Annotated in this window: 15 protein-coding genes; 5 read left to right on the plus strand and 10 right to left on the minus strand. The window is 71.4% G+C overall.

Annotated elements, in window-relative coordinates; translation table 11 throughout:
- The first annotated feature begins 222 nt into the window (after positions 1-222).
- From WMF28_RS07425 to WMF28_RS07440, 4 genes are read left to right on the plus strand one after another with little or no spacing between them, the layout of a single operon-like run.
- Entirely contained in the window at positions 223-861 is a 639-nt protein-coding gene (locus tag WMF28_RS07425; RefSeq protein WP_437601392.1) for an RNA polymerase sigma factor, read from the plus strand.
- On the plus strand, positions 858-1,880 hold the full coding sequence (locus tag WMF28_RS07430) for a tetratricopeptide repeat protein (protein WP_437601393.1): 1,023 nt from the start codon (positions 858-860) through the stop codon (positions 1,878-1,880). Before WMF28_RS07425 ends, WMF28_RS07430 begins: the two co-directional genes overlap by 4 nt.
- Positions 1,877-3,064: a hypothetical protein gene (locus tag WMF28_RS07435; RefSeq protein WP_437601394.1), complete on the plus strand. Its 1,188-nt coding sequence runs from the start codon at positions 1,877-1,879 to the stop codon at positions 3,062-3,064. The genes WMF28_RS07430 and WMF28_RS07435 overlap by 4 nt, the downstream gene beginning before the upstream one ends.
- Before the next feature lie 53 nt (positions 3,065-3,117).
- On the plus strand, positions 3,118-4,098 hold the full coding sequence (locus tag WMF28_RS07440) for a rhamnogalacturonan acetylesterase (RefSeq protein WP_437601395.1): 981 nt from the start codon (positions 3,118-3,120) through the stop codon (positions 4,096-4,098).
- 33 nt (positions 4,099-4,131) lie between these two features.
- Here WMF28_RS07440 and WMF28_RS07445 read toward each other — a convergent pair whose 3' ends face one another.
- From WMF28_RS07445 to WMF28_RS07485, 9 genes are all read right to left on the minus strand, one after another.
- Positions 4,132-4,587: a hypothetical protein gene (locus tag WMF28_RS07445; RefSeq protein WP_437601396.1), complete on the minus strand. Its 456-nt coding sequence runs from the start codon at positions 4,585-4,587 to the stop codon at positions 4,132-4,134.
- A 141-nt stretch (positions 4,588-4,728) separates the two neighbouring features.
- Positions 4,729-5,097, minus strand: a complete 369-nt coding sequence (locus WMF28_RS07450) for a molecular chaperone DnaJ (RefSeq protein ID WP_437601397.1) — start codon at positions 5,095-5,097, stop codon at positions 4,729-4,731.
- A 326-nt stretch (positions 5,098-5,423) separates the two neighbouring features.
- Positions 5,424-5,864, minus strand: a complete 441-nt coding sequence (locus tag WMF28_RS07455) for a hypothetical protein (RefSeq protein WP_437601398.1) — start codon at positions 5,862-5,864, stop codon at positions 5,424-5,426.
- Between the two features lie 361 nt (positions 5,865-6,225).
- Positions 6,226-6,366, minus strand: coding sequence for a hypothetical protein (locus WMF28_RS07460; protein ID WP_437601399.1), 141 nt, complete (start codon positions 6,364-6,366; stop codon positions 6,226-6,228).
- A gap of 6 nt (positions 6,367-6,372) precedes the next feature.
- Complete coding sequence (locus tag WMF28_RS07465; RefSeq protein ID WP_437601400.1) at positions 6,373-7,092, minus strand: YciI family protein; 720 nt, start codon at positions 7,090-7,092, stop codon at positions 6,373-6,375.
- A gap of 318 nt (positions 7,093-7,410) precedes the next feature.
- Positions 7,411-8,001, minus strand: coding sequence for a GTP-binding protein (locus tag WMF28_RS07470; RefSeq protein ID WP_437601402.1), 591 nt, complete (start codon positions 7,999-8,001; stop codon positions 7,411-7,413).
- 353 nt (positions 8,002-8,354) lie between these two features.
- Positions 8,355-9,608: a hypothetical protein gene (locus WMF28_RS07475; protein WP_437601404.1), complete on the minus strand. Its 1,254-nt coding sequence runs from the start codon at positions 9,606-9,608 to the stop codon at positions 8,355-8,357.
- 249 nt (positions 9,609-9,857) lie between these two features.
- The gene (locus WMF28_RS07480) at positions 9,858-10,001 is read right to left on the minus strand and encodes a hypothetical protein (protein WP_437601406.1); all 144 of its coding nucleotides are present in this window, start codon (positions 9,999-10,001) and stop codon (positions 9,858-9,860) included.
- 111 nt (positions 10,002-10,112) lie between these two features.
- Positions 10,113-10,445 carry a hypothetical protein gene (locus tag WMF28_RS07485; RefSeq protein WP_437601407.1) on the minus strand — a complete coding sequence of 111 codons (333 nt, stop codon included), beginning with the start codon at positions 10,443-10,445 and terminating at the stop codon, positions 10,113-10,115.
- A 1,196-nt stretch (positions 10,446-11,641) separates the two neighbouring features.
- On the opposite strand from WMF28_RS07485, the gene WMF28_RS07490 reads away from it, so the two are divergent.
- On the plus strand, positions 11,642-12,922 hold the full coding sequence (locus tag WMF28_RS07490; RefSeq protein WP_437601408.1) for a serine hydrolase domain-containing protein: 1,281 nt from the start codon (positions 11,642-11,644) through the stop codon (positions 12,920-12,922).
- A 126-nt stretch (positions 12,923-13,048) separates the two neighbouring features.
- On the opposite strand, the gene WMF28_RS07495 is transcribed toward WMF28_RS07490, so the two are convergent.
- Positions 13,049-14,842 carry an adenylate/guanylate cyclase domain-containing protein gene (locus WMF28_RS07495; RefSeq protein WP_437601409.1) on the minus strand — a complete coding sequence of 598 codons (1,794 nt, stop codon included), beginning with the start codon at positions 14,840-14,842 and terminating at the stop codon, positions 13,049-13,051.
- Between the last annotated feature and the right edge of the window lie 80 nt (positions 14,843-14,922).

Here is a 14,922-nt window from a genome sequence, read left to right on the forward strand (position 1 = left end):
GCAGGGCTGCTCTACCACGAGGGGAGCGACTACCAGTCTGCGGCCACCTGGTCGAGCGTCCTCATGATGCGTCGATCATCGACGCTCGCAGGCTTCACTCCCTGTTCTCGCGGCGGCCTCGCGCGTCTCGCGGCGTCAACGCGGAGCGGCGAGGCCGCTGTCCGCAGACCGCACCCAAGTGTGCCTTGACCCAGACTTCTGGCCTCGTGCATCGTCTTCGACATGCGAAAGCCCGCGATCGATCTCCCCGCGCCGCCGGAGGGAGCACCTCCGAGGGCGGACGACCTGCTCGGGCTCGCTCGGGCCGCGGCGGCGCGCGATCCCGCGGCCATCCGCACGCTCATCACCGAGCTCGGTGGGGCCATGTTGCGGAGCGTGAGGAAGGTGCTTGGCCCTCATCACGCCGACGTCGAAGATGTAACCCAGGAGGCCGTGCTCGCGCTGCTCCAGGCGCTGCCCTCCTTCCGCGCGGAGTGTACCGTGCTCCATTTCGCGAACCGCATCGCCGTGATGAGCGCGCTCGGCGCGCGCCGGCGCCTCCGTGTGCGCGCGCGCTTCGACGAGCCGGACGCGCCGATCGATATCGCACCGGACGAGCGCGGCGCGTCGCCGTTCGCCGAGACGGTCTCCAACCGGCGGCGCGAGATGGTGCTCGAGGTGCTCGACAGGATGCCGGAGTCGACCGCGGAGGCGCTCGCCCTCCACTTCGTGCTCGGCTACACGGTCGACGAGATCGCGGCGCTGGCCCGCGTCTCTCCGAACACGGTCTGGAGCCGTCTCCGGCTCGGCAAGGAGGCGCTGAAGCGCGCGCTCGCCAACAACGCGAAGCTGGCCGAGCTCTTCCGGGGGAGGGAATCATGAGCGCGGATTGCCGGAACGAGCTCCTCCTCCGGGTGCGCCGCGGCGTCGCGACCGAGCCCGACCGGCTCGCCTTCGACGCCCACCTCGGCTCCTGCGAGTCATGCCGGATCACCTGGGAGCTTGCGCAGGATTTCGATGCCGCGGGCGCGGCGGAACCCGGGGACGCGGAGCTCCTCGCGCGTATCGCGAACGCCGCGATCGGCGGGGTCGCGATCGACCTGCGGCGCGACGGCGCGCCGGTGTGGCCCGCGAGCGCGGCCGTGCGGCCCGACAACGATGTCCGGCGCGGAGACGACGAGGCGCGACTCGAGGGCGGTCTCGCGGGGCGGCGCGGGGCCGGATGGCGGCGCAGCGCCTGGCTCTACGCCGCGGCGGCCGTCCTCGCGTGCGGCGTCGCCGCCGCGGCCACGGCGCTCGTCCGTCGGCACCCGGAGACGGCGTCAGGGCCGATCGCCCGCCTGCTGGAGCCCTCGGTGCGCGCGGTGATGTCCCGCCCGCGCGCGGTCGCGCTCCCCCAGGCCGTTCTGTCTGCCGGCGCGCCGGCGCCCTCCGGAGCGGCGCTGCCGGCGCTCGCGGCGCCTGCGCCGCGGCCGCGCGACGCCTCGCGCGGGGCGAGCGCGGCAGCGTCGTCCTCCTCCGCCTCGACGGCGGAGCAGCTCTTCCGGGAGGCCAACGACGTGCGGCGCGCCGGGAGCTCCCGGCGTGCCATCGAGCTCTATCGCTCGCTCCAGAAGCGCTTCGCGACGTCGCCCGAGGCCACGCTCTCCCTCGTGTCGCTGGGCAGCCTGCTCCTCGACACCGGCTCGCCCGCCGCGGCGCTCGCGCAGTTCGACCGGTACCTCGGCGTGGCCAGCTCGCGGCCGCTGGCGGTCGAGGCGCTCTACGGCCGCGGGCGCGCCTTGCGGGCGCTCGGCCGCTCCGCCGAGGAGGCCCAGAGCTGGCGGCGCCTGCTCCGGGAGCACCCGGGCTCGCCGTATGTCGAGCACGCCCGCCGCCGCCTCGCCGAGCTCGGAGGGTGATCACGAAGCGGGCGACGGTCTGGCTCGCGGTCGCCGCGGCCGTCGCGCTCTCCGCGGCGCGCGCCCTGGCGAGCGACGGGACGGCAGCGGCGTCGTCCGGGGCGCCCGGAGCACCTGTGTCCGGAGCACCTGTGTCCGGAGCACCTGTATCCGGAGCGCCTGTGTCCGGAGCGCCTGTGTCCGGAGCACCGGTGGTGGAGATCGTGCTCACGGGCGCTGCGGACAACCTCGGCGCGATCCGGACGGCGCTCGAGTCCGAGGCGCTCTCGGCGTTCGCGGTCCGCTTCCGGACCGCGCCGCGGTTCAACGCGACGGCGCTCTTCGCAACGCGGGCCTCCTCCGGCGTGGCCCTCTCGTGCTGGATCGACGTGAGCGACCTGCGCCGCGCCGTGCTTTACTTCACGGATCCCGTGGCCGATCGCTTCCTGGTGCGCTCGATCGAGCTCTCGGGCCGCTTCGACGAGCTCGACCGCGAGTCCGTGGCGCAGGTCGTGGAGCTGTCGCTGCGGTCGCTGCGCGTGGACGCGCGCGCTTCGCTCGATCGAGAGCAGGCGCGCGCGCTCATCCTCCGCCAGACGACGCCCCCTGAGGCGCTCGCCGACGCGCCGGTCCCCGCGGCGGCGCCGGCGCGCCGGCGGGCGCTGGAGCTCGGGGCTTTCTACGGCGTGACGATCCACTCGGCCGAGGTCGGCCTGACGCACGGCCCCGGCGTGCGCGTGGCGCTCGGCGGGAGCTGGGGGAAGCACCGGCTCGCCCTCGACACGCGCTTCCAGTACCAGCTCGAGCGCCGTTACGAGGAGCCGCGCATCGGCCTCGATCTCCGCACGATCGCGCTCCGGGCGGACGCCTGCTGGCTCTATTCCCTTGCCACGGGCGTGACGCCGCTCGAGGTCGGCGTGCGGCTCGGCGCGGGCATCGATCATGTGGACGCGGCGCCGAGGCCGGGCAGCGCGGGGCCGTCGGCGTTCGTCCCCTCGGCCGCGAGCGCCTCGAACGCGCTCGTGCTGGCGGCCGGCTCGGTGGTCAAGCTGCCGCTGAGCCGGGATCTCCGGCTGTTCACGGAGCTCTTCGTCGAGCTCGACCCCGCGCGCGTCCGCTACGAGCTGTCGCTCGAGCAGGGGACCGAGACCGTCCTTGCGCGTTACCGGCTCCGGCCAGGTGTGCTCGTCGGCATCGAGCTCTGACGGCGCACCCAAAGCATGCTCGTCCGTAGGTCATTTTTCAGCAGGAGTCCGTCATGCGAATTCACCCCATCTTCCTGACCATCGTGCTTCCTTCTCTCGTCACCGGCCTCGCGTCCGGCGGCTGCGGCCCAGCAGACGCCGACGACCGGCCCCCGGCCCAGAGCAGCAGCAGCAGCAGCAGCAGCAGCGGCGCGGGCAGCGAACCAGGCGCCGGCGTCACGGGGGCGGGCGGCGCGGGGGGAGGTGGCTCAGGCGAAGGGGGCTCGGCCGAAGGCGGCGGCGGGGGCGCAGCCGGGGGAACCACGAGCGCCTCGGGCGGCTCCGAAGGCGGCGGCGGGAGCGCCGCGCTGCCGGATGTGTCGGTGTACATCGCCGGCGACTCGACCGTTCAGACGTACGTGAACAGCTCCCTTCATCAGGCGGGCTGGGGTCAGATGCTGGGAGAGTTCTTCGACGCGCGGGTGCACGTCGAGAACCGGGCCATCGGCGGCCGGACCGCGCGCCGGTTCATCGACGAGGACCGACTGACCGAGCTCCTCGAGGACATCCAGAGCGGCGATTACTTGCTTGTGCAGTTCGGTACCAACGACAGCAACAGGACCGCGACGTACGAGCACGACGGCGCCACGATTCCGTACTACCTCGACCCCGCGACGGACTTCAAATCTTACCTCACGCAGTACATCACGGGCGCGCAGGCGCAGGCCGCCAACCCGGTGCTTGTCACCCCGCCCCCGCGGCGATCGTGCACCGACGACAGCCATAATTTCGGCAACGGCGTGGGCGCGTATGCGCAGGCGATGCGGGAGCTCGGGGCCGAGCTGGACGTGCCCGTCATCGATCTCAACGAGAAGACGCTCGCCCACCTGAACTCGATCGGGTGCGTGGCGGCGGGCGAGGACTTCTTCCTCGTCCGGGCGGACGGCACGGTCGACGGCACCCATTTCAACGAGACCGGCGCCCGCACCATGGCGGGCTTCGTCGCCGATGGCACCGCGGACGCCGGCCTGCTGCTCGCGCGGTACCGGGATTGACCTGCCCGTCCTGTGCGTCCGCCGCGGTCCACGTCACCGGACGTGGATATCAGGCCTGGGGGGCGCCGCCTTGCCACCGCCGATGTGGAAGCTCGGGTGAGGCGGCTGGTTGTAGGCGGTCTGCTCCGAGGTGATCTGCATGCGGTATTGCGGGTCGTGCATCAGCGTGTAGATCCGCCGCGTCGTCACGTTCGTCGTCGTGTACAGCCGCAGCGCCGAGCTGTCCGACTCACGCCACACGATCTCTTCCCGCCAGTCGCCGACCAGGTCGGCCGTGAGCGCCGGCGTCGACTTCGTGCCGTTGTTCGAGGCGCACTGGCTGCAGCTGAGCAGCGAGCCGCCGCCGTACTTGGTGATCGACGTGTTGTTCTGCAGCTCACGCAGCTCGTCCGCGTCCCACCAGATCAGGAAGTTGGCTGAAGCAGGCTGGCTCCCGACGTTCGACCCGCTTGTGGCGATCGAGGCGACATGGAGGCGCGGGCCACCCACAAGAAATCCACAGCATGTGGACAAATGTCCAGTAGGTGCCTCTGTGAGCGCCGCCGGCGCGCCTGGCTGCCGGCGTCCTGCGCGACGCCTGACGTCAGCGGGGGCTCGACCTGCACCCGCACCCGCGATCTGCGCCGGGGGTCAGGGCGTCGGCGGGCGGATCTGCTTGCGGATCTTCTTGATGAAGGTTTGCGTGCACTTGCCGTGGCTGCCCTCGTGCTCGATGATCTCGCGCGTCAGCTTCGCCTTCGTCTCGTTGGAGACGGTCGCGCTGGCCTTCACCTCGTTCGCGAGCTGGCCGCCTTCGAGGGTCGCGGGCCACGTCTGCTTCTCGACGACGGCGGCCACGTTCGTCGGGCGGTGGTGCGAGGCCTTCGTCTTGGTGACGTCGCGGAGGCCTCCCTCGTCGGACCGCCGGCCGGAGCCGTGGCAGCTCGGGCACGTGGTCGTATTTCCAAACGAGTTGGCGATCCGACCGTCGCCGCCGCAGATCCCGCACGTCTCTACCATCCGTGGGGTGTACTGTATTTCCCGCACGCGTGCAGGCTTTCTCTCGCGCGCCTCGCGCCTCCCAGTGCCAGGCGAAGCGTCGCGTCGGCACGGCGGACGCGGCGCACGGGGCCGGGCGCCCGCCGAGCGGGCGAGGAAGCCAGACGCGGCTACAGGCGCTCGGCGTTGCATGACTGGGCGCACTGACTCGGCGTGAGCTGGCCGTCTTCCTGGCACCCGGGGACAACAAAAAGCCAGGGCGCCGAGGGCGAAAGGAGAGCTCAGCGCGCTTCTCCCGGCGTCCTCGGCGCCCTGGCGGCTCACATCACGCTCGTCCGAGCACCGCGCTACAGGCCGCCCTTCTCACACGGGATCTCGTACTTGTCGGTCATCATCAGGGCCCACTCGCCAGGGCCGACGAACTCATTGCCGACGAACTCCTGGCGCAGCACCGACGGGTCCTGGGTGCACTTGCCGTCTTTCTTCTTGTAGATCACGGTGGCGTTCGCCACGCGGCCCGTCACGATCCCGCTGTTCTCGTTGCGCTCGATCCGCCACTCGTCGTCGGAGAAGATCACCTTGGCGGCCGTGATGGTCCCCTTGGACTTCATCTTGTCCACGAGCTGCTGCGCGAGCGCCTCGTCGTGAATCTTGCCGGGCGCGGGGATCGGGGGAGCTTCCTTCTTCTCCTTCTGCGCTTCCTGCGCTTCCCGCGCCTTGGCGTCGTCGGAAGCGGCCGCGGCGGTGAGCAGCGAGAAGCACCCCGTCGAGAAGAGGGCGATGGACATGAGAACGATGGCAGAGCTTGCGTGCTGGAGTGCGCGTTCGGATTTCATCTGGAGGATCTCCTGACGGAGTGGTGGGTTGCGTCGACGAGGGCCGCCTGCGCCTCCCGCGGAGCTCGGAGGAACGCGCTCGGTCAGGGGGTAATGGGCCCGCTGTGCGCTGCTGTTGACGGCTCGCCCACAATGCGCGTCACGGTTTCAGCTGCCTGAAAAATCGTCAAGAGAAATCGCGGCCGAGCGCTCCCGCAGGACGCGCGGCGTCTCTGGTCTTCCTGTCGGTCTTCCTGCCGGTCTTCCTGTCGGTCTTCCTGCCGGTCTTCCTGTCGGTCTTCCTGCCGGTCTTCCTGCTTCCTGCCGGTGCGCCTCAGCGGCGCCCGCGATCCATCTCCCAGAGGGCGAGCTTCGCGATCGCCCTCTGGGTATCGAACACTCCGCGGCCGCTCGTCGCCGCGGCGTCGAGCTCGGGCGCTCCGTTCGGGTCGAGGAGCCCGCTGGCTGTACCCAACCGACGTCAGGACAGCGCGCGGGCGTCCATCTCGATGTCGCCCACGAAGTCCGCGTAGCGGAGCGCCAGGTCCTTTGCGTCGCCCAGCGACGGCACATCGACGATGACGTACCCGGCGATCAGCTCCTTGGACTCGGCGAACGGCCCGTCGACCACCGTCTGCTTGCCGCCGGCCGACACGATACGCGCGCCCTTCGCGCTCGGCTGCAGCCCCTCGGTCGCGAGCAGCACGCCGGCCCGGGTCATCTCCTCGATGAGGCGGCCCATCTCCGCCATCTGCTTCGGCGTGGGCGGCGCGCCGCCCTCCGCCGCGTCGTGGGAGTGGACCGCCATGTACCGCGTCGTCGTGAGCCCCTCGGGCCTCGGCGCCATGCCGAGATCCCACATCTCGGTCACGGGACGGATGTCGATGTCGACGTCGCCGATCACCTCCGCGAAGCGCGACGCCCAGCCGATCGCCTCGTCGAGCGACGCGACGCGGAAGATCGCGAAGCCGGCGGGCACCGCCTTCGCCGCGCCGAACGGCCCCCGCGTGACCGTACGCCGGCCGCCCGCGAACTGGAGGCGAACGCCGTGCGCGCTCGGGCGGAGCCCCTCGCCGCCGCGCATCACCCCTGTCTTCACCAGCTCCCCCATCAACTGCCCCAGACGCGCGATGAACTCGGGGCTCGGCATCGCGCCGGCTTCCGTCTGCGCGTTGGTCCTGTGCATGATCATGAAACGCATATCCACATTCTCCTCGGTTCTAGGTCGAAAGAAAACTTACGAGCTGCCGTGGTTCGGTTCGACGCTCTCCACGAGACCTCCCGGATCGGCGGCCATCACGCGCCGACGCGCAGCGGAAACACGGCGCTCCTTTTCCCATGCTCTCTCCGGGGGTCGTTGCCGGGACGAACCCCGGCGCTCAGCAGGGCGACGAACGGGGGCGAGCCGGATCGACACGGGGGCGCATTTTTTTTTCGCGTCGCCGCCGGGCCGCGCTCGGGCGTGGGGTGAGGTGGGCGCGGGATGGCGTGGGCGGGCGCACGCCGCGCGCGGGAGGCCTCAGCGGCGCCCGCGATCCATCTCCTTGAGAGCGAGCTTCGCGATCGCCCTCAGCGTGTCGAAGACCCCGCGGCCGCTCGCCGCCGCGGCCTCGAACTCGGGCGCTCCGCCCGGGTTGAGGAGCCCGCGGAGCTCCGCGATACCGGCGATCCCGTCGAGATCCCGCTTGTTGTACTGGATCACGAACGGCAGCCGCCCGGGCGAGCGGCCCTCTTCGGCGAGGTTGTCCCACAGGTCGGTCATCGACTCGAGGTTGGCGTCGAGCCGGGCGCGCTGCGAGTCCGCCACGAACACGACGCCATCCAGCCCCTTCAGGATCAGCCTCCGGCTCGCCCTGTAGAAGATCTGGCCCGGCACCGTGTAGAGCTGAAGGCGCGTCCGGAAGCCCGAGAGGCCCCCGAGATCGAGCGGCAGAAAATCGAAGAACAGCGTGCGATCGCTCTCGGTCTTGAGCGAGATGAGCCGCCCCTTGGCGTTCGGCACGGTCCGGTCGTACACGTATTGAAGGTTCGTCGTCTTCCCGCCGAGCCCGGGCCCGTAATAGACGATCTTGCAGTAGATCTCCCGGCTCGCATAGTTGATGAACGCCATCGGCGTGCTCCTCCAGAGTCGACGTTCGAGGGGAGGCAAGGCCGGTCCCCGCGTTGGAAGCGAAGGCGACAGGCGGCCGTCGCGCTGGAAGCGAAGGCCACGGCCCGACGCCGCATGGCAAAGGAGCGCGACCGTCCCCCCTCGCGCTGGAAGGGAGGCCGCGGTCGGCCCCCGCGCTGGAAGGGAGGGCGGCGGCCGCTCCCCCTCATGAATCTCCGCATCGAGCGCGGCGCGCCCGGCTCGCCGGCGCGCCGCGCCCCGGCGCCCGCCCTCCGCGCTACGTCACGCGCTGCCGGCCGCGAGCTGCTCTGTTGCCACGGCCGCCCCCGCGCGCGGCGCGGCGCCGGCGGCGCTCAGCAGGACGCGTCGGCGATCGCGTGAAGGGCGGCCACGAACCCCTCCAGCGAGGCGTCGCGTGCGTCGCTGTGCTTCACGAGGCGCTCGTTCACGGCGATGAGCTCCACGACATCCTCATCCTCGCTCGCGCCCGGGACCCGCCGGAGCTCGTGGACCGCGCGGCTCACCCGCGACGGCGGGTCGAGGCACGCGAGCGCCGAGAGCGCCGCCGTCGCGCCTGCCTTTCGGCCCGCCGCGAGCGCCTCCCGCGCCATCCCGAGGAGGACCAGCGCGAAGGCGACCTGGATCGCCTCCAGGAAGCCGCGGGAGACCTCCTTGCCGCCCTGGCCGGCGTCGCTCCACGCGAGCGTCACGAGCTCGCCTATCTCCGAGAAGGCGCGCCTCGACATCAGCGCAGAGAGCGTCTCCAGACCGTGCTTGTCCCAGGCGGCCCGCGTCGTCAGCTGACGCGCGAGCCACGGGAGCAGGGCATATGCGTCGCCCCCCGCCCGGATCGCGCCGAGCGCGATATCCATCAGCGCGGCCCTCGCCACGCCGTGCGCCTCCAGCCAGCCGAGCAGGTTCGCCCGCTCTGCCCCCCGCGGCGTCCGCCGCGCCTTCTCGAGGATCGCGTCCCGCAGCACCGCGGGGAAATGGGGGATATCGACGCTCCAGTCCTCGTCCGAGCCGCGCGCGCGCTCCATCGCCAGGGCGGCGAGCGCGCCGTCGTCGAGCGACAGCACCCCCGCCCGCCGCGCCGCGAGGATCTTCGCGACCGGCAGATCGCGCAGCGCGGGGCGCTCCGCGCCGAGGCCGTCGAGCTCGTCGCCGTCGAGGAGCGGCGGCAGCCCCCGGTAGACCCCGGGCGAGAAGACGAACCCCGAGGCCCACTGCACAGGCTCGCGCTTGCAGCGCGCGAGCACGCGCTCGTAGATCCCCGCCGGGACCTTGCCGCGCACGAGATCCGAGAGCTCGATCCACTCCTCCTCGTCGAGCGTGAGGCGCGGCACGCCCAGCACCTCGTGCTGGAAGTGCGCGGGATCCCGGATCGCGAGCCGGGCGAGCTGCTGGATCACCGGCCCGCTGAAGCCGCTCTCGCACCGCGCCCTCCAGCGCAGGAGATCGGATGTCCCGAGCTCCTCGATGTGCTCGGACAAGAAGGCATGATCGTCCGGCTCGAGCGCCGGCTGGCGAAGCACGTGAAAGAACGCGACGGGACGGGCACGGCCCCGATGCGCGCGCACCAGGGCGTCGATTTCCGCCTTTCGCATGGCGCGACCTCGTCATCCCCGGCCAGGGAGGCTCGGGGACATCCTTGGGTCTATCGTCGCCTGGCGCTTGCGCGGCCCGTCATGACTCGGCGGTCGGTGGAATGACGGATCCTGTTCCTGACCGGTGTGCCGAGGATAGCGCGGGCGCGCCCTCTGTCAAGATGAGCACGCGCGGGAGGGCTTTTTGCCGCGACTTGCCACGACCGTCGAGAGCGGGTGACGCACCTCAGTCACCCTCGTCTGCGCGCGTCACGCCGGCCCGGCGATGAACCGCAGCGGCAGGGCGACCGGGCCGCGCACGGTGAGCGTGCGATTGTAGACGATCGCGCCGGGGCCGCGCTCGACCCGGGGGAAGCGCGCGACAAGCGCTTCGAGCGCCGCGCGGGCCTCCATGCGGGCCAGCGCCGCGCCGATGCAGGCGTGGATGCCGTGACCCGGGAGGCAGCGCGCCTCCCGGGCTTCGATCTCGTGATGCCGGCGCCCCGCGCCGTCGATGCAGGCGTCCTACTTGCCGAAGACGAGGCCCTTGCCCTCGTCGAAGACCTTGACGGCGACGACATCCTTGAGGTCGACGTCGTTGTCGCTGAGGATGTCGCCGATCTTCACGTTGTTGAGGAGGTCGATCCTGTCCAGCGAGTTCTGACGGCTGACGAGCTGAAGCTTCACCAGCAGGTTGTTCAGCGTGTTGTTCACGTTCACGAGCTCGTCGCCCGAGAGGATATCGTCGAGATATACGACCTTGATGTCCTCGGCGCTCACGCCGACCAGCGCGATGATGTCCGTGATCTGGGCGGTGATGAGGCCGACGGCGCCGGACACGCTCGTGTAGTCGGGCACGTCGGTGGGAGCCGGGGTGGACCACGACGCCAGCGCGGTGGTCGACAGGCTGAGAGCGACGAGCGCAGCGCCAACGCCGGACAGAACGCGAGACTTGAGTGCCTCGCCGGGGCCGTGACGTCGAGACGAGATTCAACAGCGTACGCGGAGCCGCGGATCGTGGGGCGAAACTCGAGATCGCCCCGGGAGGTCCCGCGGGCAGCGCGGCGATCGACCGCGCCGAGGAGCACCCGCAATGGATGACCGCCATCCGCTCCGGCGCCCTGCAGCATGGACGCGACGCTTCGGTTGCGATGCGGAAAGAATCCTCTGCGGTCATATCTCCGCAGGAGCTCTGTTGCATGCCGGAGCATGCAGTTGCATGCTGGGGCATGCAGACGCGACAGCGGAGCACCGGCGGTCGCTGGTGCGGCTCGGTCCGGGCGCACCGCTGGCCCGCCGAGCCGGGGCTCAGCGCGGGCGGGCCACCCGCCCGTCCTGAGGGGCGAAAGGACATGAGGGGAGCGCGGCGCGCGGCGGCTTCGCCACAGGGCAGCACCGTCGATATCCTGCTATGGCAGCGAATCGGTCACGCTGCTCTCCAATCGATCCAATCGACCTGTGAGAGCTGTTTGGCAGGAGACAAATCGGAGCCGGCGATGAGCGCGGCGGACGGGGTAGCGGGCAGATCGCGGGGCTGCCCTCGACCGAGCGCGCGCGGAGGTCTCCTCTCGCGCTGGCCGTCAGATGTCGTGTGGCGCACCTCGAGAGGTGCCGTCCGCGGCGATCGCGCCTCCAGGACGGGCCGTCGAGCGGCGCGGCAGCGCCGGAGGAGCGACGCTCGAATGCCGTGTCAGCGGCCGGCCACCCCGCCTCGAAGCGCGGTCGGAAACGTGCCGTGCATTCGTCCACGCCCGTCCGCGGTCGTCCTGGATGTCGAGGGGAGCGCACATCTGCTTGCGTCTTCCCGCAATCGATTGCGCGTCGATTCCCGCCGTGCCAGCTCAATCGGAGGCGACGCGCCCAGCCGCGGGGCTGAAGAGGCAGCGAGAACTTCGATCTTGTCGGCGATCGGGCTCGAAGGAGAGAAGGCAGGCAGCGCTGGCGTGCAATTTGCGATTCCTCGCGTCAGACGCCCACGTTGAATACGCTCCGGGCCCTGCCGGGCGGCATCGTGGAATCATTCGTTCTTCATGAAAGCAAGGTTGGGAAGCGCCATGACCGAACAACGACGAGCGTTCAACCGCAGGCAGTTCTTGCAAGGGATGACCCAGCTCGCCGCGGTGGCCGCCGCGCCGCCCGCGCTCGGCTCGAACCCGTGGAGAGGCAGCTCCTGCACCACGCTCACCGCGGGGCGGCCCGAGGACGTGCGCATGAGCTCCGAACGGCTGGAGGACGTCTTCGCGCGGATCCAGCGCCGGGTGAACGACGCCCTGTTCCCGGGCGCCACGGCGCTGATCGCGCGGCGTGGAGTCATCGTGGGTCAGCGGGCCTTCGGCAGCAAGGTCGCCGGCGCCGACGAGCCGGTGACGCTCGACACGATCTTCGACCTGCAATCGATGACCAAGGTGCTCTCGACGGCCGCGTCGGCGCTCGCGCTCGTGCAAGAGGGGGTGATCCGGCTGACCGATCCGGTGGCCAGCTACCTGCCGGCGTTCGCCGCCAACGGAAAGGGGGCCGTCACCGTCTACGACATGCTCCGTTACTCGGCCGGTCTGCCGATGGACAACCAGCGCCTCGACGAGCCGGACGCCGAGACCGTGTGGTCTCTCATGGCCGAGACGCCGCTCGAGTACCCGACGGGTACGTCGGTGCTTTACAGCGATCTCACGTACCGCCTCCTGGGGTGCATGATCGAGGCCGCCGCGGGGGAAGATCTCGATACCGTCGCGGGCGGGTGCATCTGGGGTCCTCTCGGCATGAACGACACGATGTACTGCCCGCCCCCGGCGCTCGTCGAGCGCATCGCGGCCACGGGGTACTCGAGCATCCGGGACTGCGTCGTCCGCGGCGAGGTGCAGGACGAGCAGGATTTCGCGCTGGGCGGCGTCACCGGCTGCGACGGCGTCTTCTCCACGGCGAGGGACATCGCCGTGTTCTGCCAGATGATCCTGAACGGCGGCGCCTATGGCGGCGTCGAGGTCCTGCGGCCCGATCTGGTCCGCAAGATGAAGAAGAACAACACGCCCCAGGTGACGGCGGCGGCGACCGACACCTCGCCCATCAACAACCTGCTCTACACCCCGAAGGGCCTCGGCTGGGAGCTCTGGACGAGCCGCTTCTCGAGCGGCGGCATGCGGCTGTCGCCGCGCTCCTACGGCAAGGCGGGCGGCGCCGGCACGTTCATGTGGGTCGACCCGGATCTGGAGATCATCGGCGTCCTCCTGACCAACCACGGCCTGCCGCAGCCGTTCGATGACATCGGCTGGGCCCGGATGCTCGACGACATCGGCTGCGCCGAGTTCTTCGACGGCATCATCAACGCGGTTCATGACTGATCGCCCGCGCCGCAGCGCTCCCTCTCCCGGGTCGACCTGAGGATGCCGATCCGCGCGCCAGGGCAGGGCGCGACGCTCACGGTCGAGCTGCCGATCGGCGGATCGTGAGGGATCGCGTCCGGTCCTTCAGTCCGGATCGAGCGCATAGACGGCCGTCGTCGTCTGGCGCCCCGTGAGGTTGCGCTCGCCCAGCGCGCGCAGGGGGAAGGCGTCGCCGGCGAGGGCCCTTGTCGCCTCGGAGACCAGCACCTGGTTCGGCGCCGCGATCGCCTCGAGCCGCGAGGCCACGTTCACCACGTCGCCGATCACCGTGTATTCCATCCGCTTGTCGGAGCCGATGTTGCCGACGATCGCCTCTCCGGAGTTCACGCCGACGCCGAGGCGGACCTCGATGTCGTATTTCTCGCGCCACTCCTCGTTCGCCGTCTCGAGGAAGCGCATCATGTCCTCCGCCGCCGCGAGCGCGCGGCGCGCGTGATCCGCCTGCGCGAGCGGGGCGCCCCAGACGGCCATGACGCAGTCGCCGATGAACTTGTCGACCGTGCCCCCGTGCCGGAACACGATCTCGGTGAGCATCGAGAAGAGCTCGTTGAGGAGGGCGACCATGCGCTCGGGGTCGCGCGACTCGGCGAGCGGCGTGAAGCCGACGACGTCGGCGAAGAGCACCGACACGGCCGCGCGCTTGCCGCCGAGCGCGAGCGGGTGCTCGCCCCGCACGATCGCGTCGACGACGGCCCTGTCCATGAACCGGCCGAGATCGCCGCGGAGCTTCGCCTCCCGGGCGATCTCCGCCTCGCCCTGCTCGAGATCCTCGGCCATGCGGCCGAGCGAGGCCGCGAGCTCGCCGATCTCGTCGCGCCGCCCGCGCAGCCCCTCGCCGAGCGCGATCTCGCGCCAGCGCCGGGCGCCGATGAGCCGCGCCTGCGCGACGAGGTGGAGGATCGGGCCCGTGACATGGCGGGCGGTGAAGACCGCGAGGACGAGCGCGAGGACGAGCGCCCCCGCGGCGACCGCGAGGCCGCGGCGCCGCATCTCGTCGAGCGCCGCGAAGGCCACCGGCTCCGGCCGCCAGATCGCGACCGCCCAGCCGAGGTCGGGCAGCGTCTCGATGGCGCCGATCATCCGCTGGTCACCCTCGTCGTGCGGGCTGAGCACGCTGATCTCGTCGGTCCACACCGCGCCCGGCGGGAGCTTGCCCCAGAGCGGCAAGGCGGAGACGTCGCTGCCCGGCGCGGCGCCCGGCACGCCGAAAGCCGCGATCGCCCGGCGGTCGTGGCCCGCGATGAGCAGGCGCACCTCGCGGCCGCCGAAGCGCCGCTCGGCGATCGCCGCGAGATCGCGCCCGAGCGCGTCGAGCGCCACCTCCGCGACCACGTAGCCGGCAGGGCCGCGCGGGGAAGGCGGCGGCGCGCCGGCCGGGTCTGCGCTCGCGTCGCCGGAGGACCGCACGCGGGCCACGAGGAGGCCGCGGGCCGGCCCGACCACGCCGAAGCCGACCCCGCGCTCGTCCGCGAGCCGGCGCAGCGCAGCCGGCGCCGAGGGGACGTCGGCGCCGGACGACGCCTTGCGGATCACGGTGCTGATCCCCGCGTCGGGCACCTCCAGCCGCACCGCGTCGATCAGCGCGCGCGTCGCGACGAGGGCGCGCACCGACGCGACAGCGTCCTCGTCCCGGATCGCGCCGCCCGCGGCGTGGCCGAAGATGGCCGCCGCCGCGACAACGTCGCTCTCGACGTCCCGGACGAGCTGGATCGAGGCCGAGGCCACCTCGGAGAGGATCGCCGCCTGCAAGCTCTCCTCGGACGTCCGCACGGCGCGCCGGTTCACGTCGGCGAGGAGCGTCACGGCGACGGCCACGGGGACGAGCGCGACCCCCGCGAACAGCGCGATCGCCTTCGTCTTGAGCGAGAGCGCCCTCACGCGGAGGCCTCGGCGCGCGGCCGGGTGTTGCGGTCATTCCCACCCGCGGCCGGTGGCGGCGAGGGCCGCACGCCGGCCGC

The organism is Sorangium sp. So ce590 (assembly GCF_051521365.1).
In the GTDB taxonomy this organism is placed as follows: Bacteria; Myxococcota_A; Polyangia; order Polyangiales; family Polyangiaceae; genus Sorangium.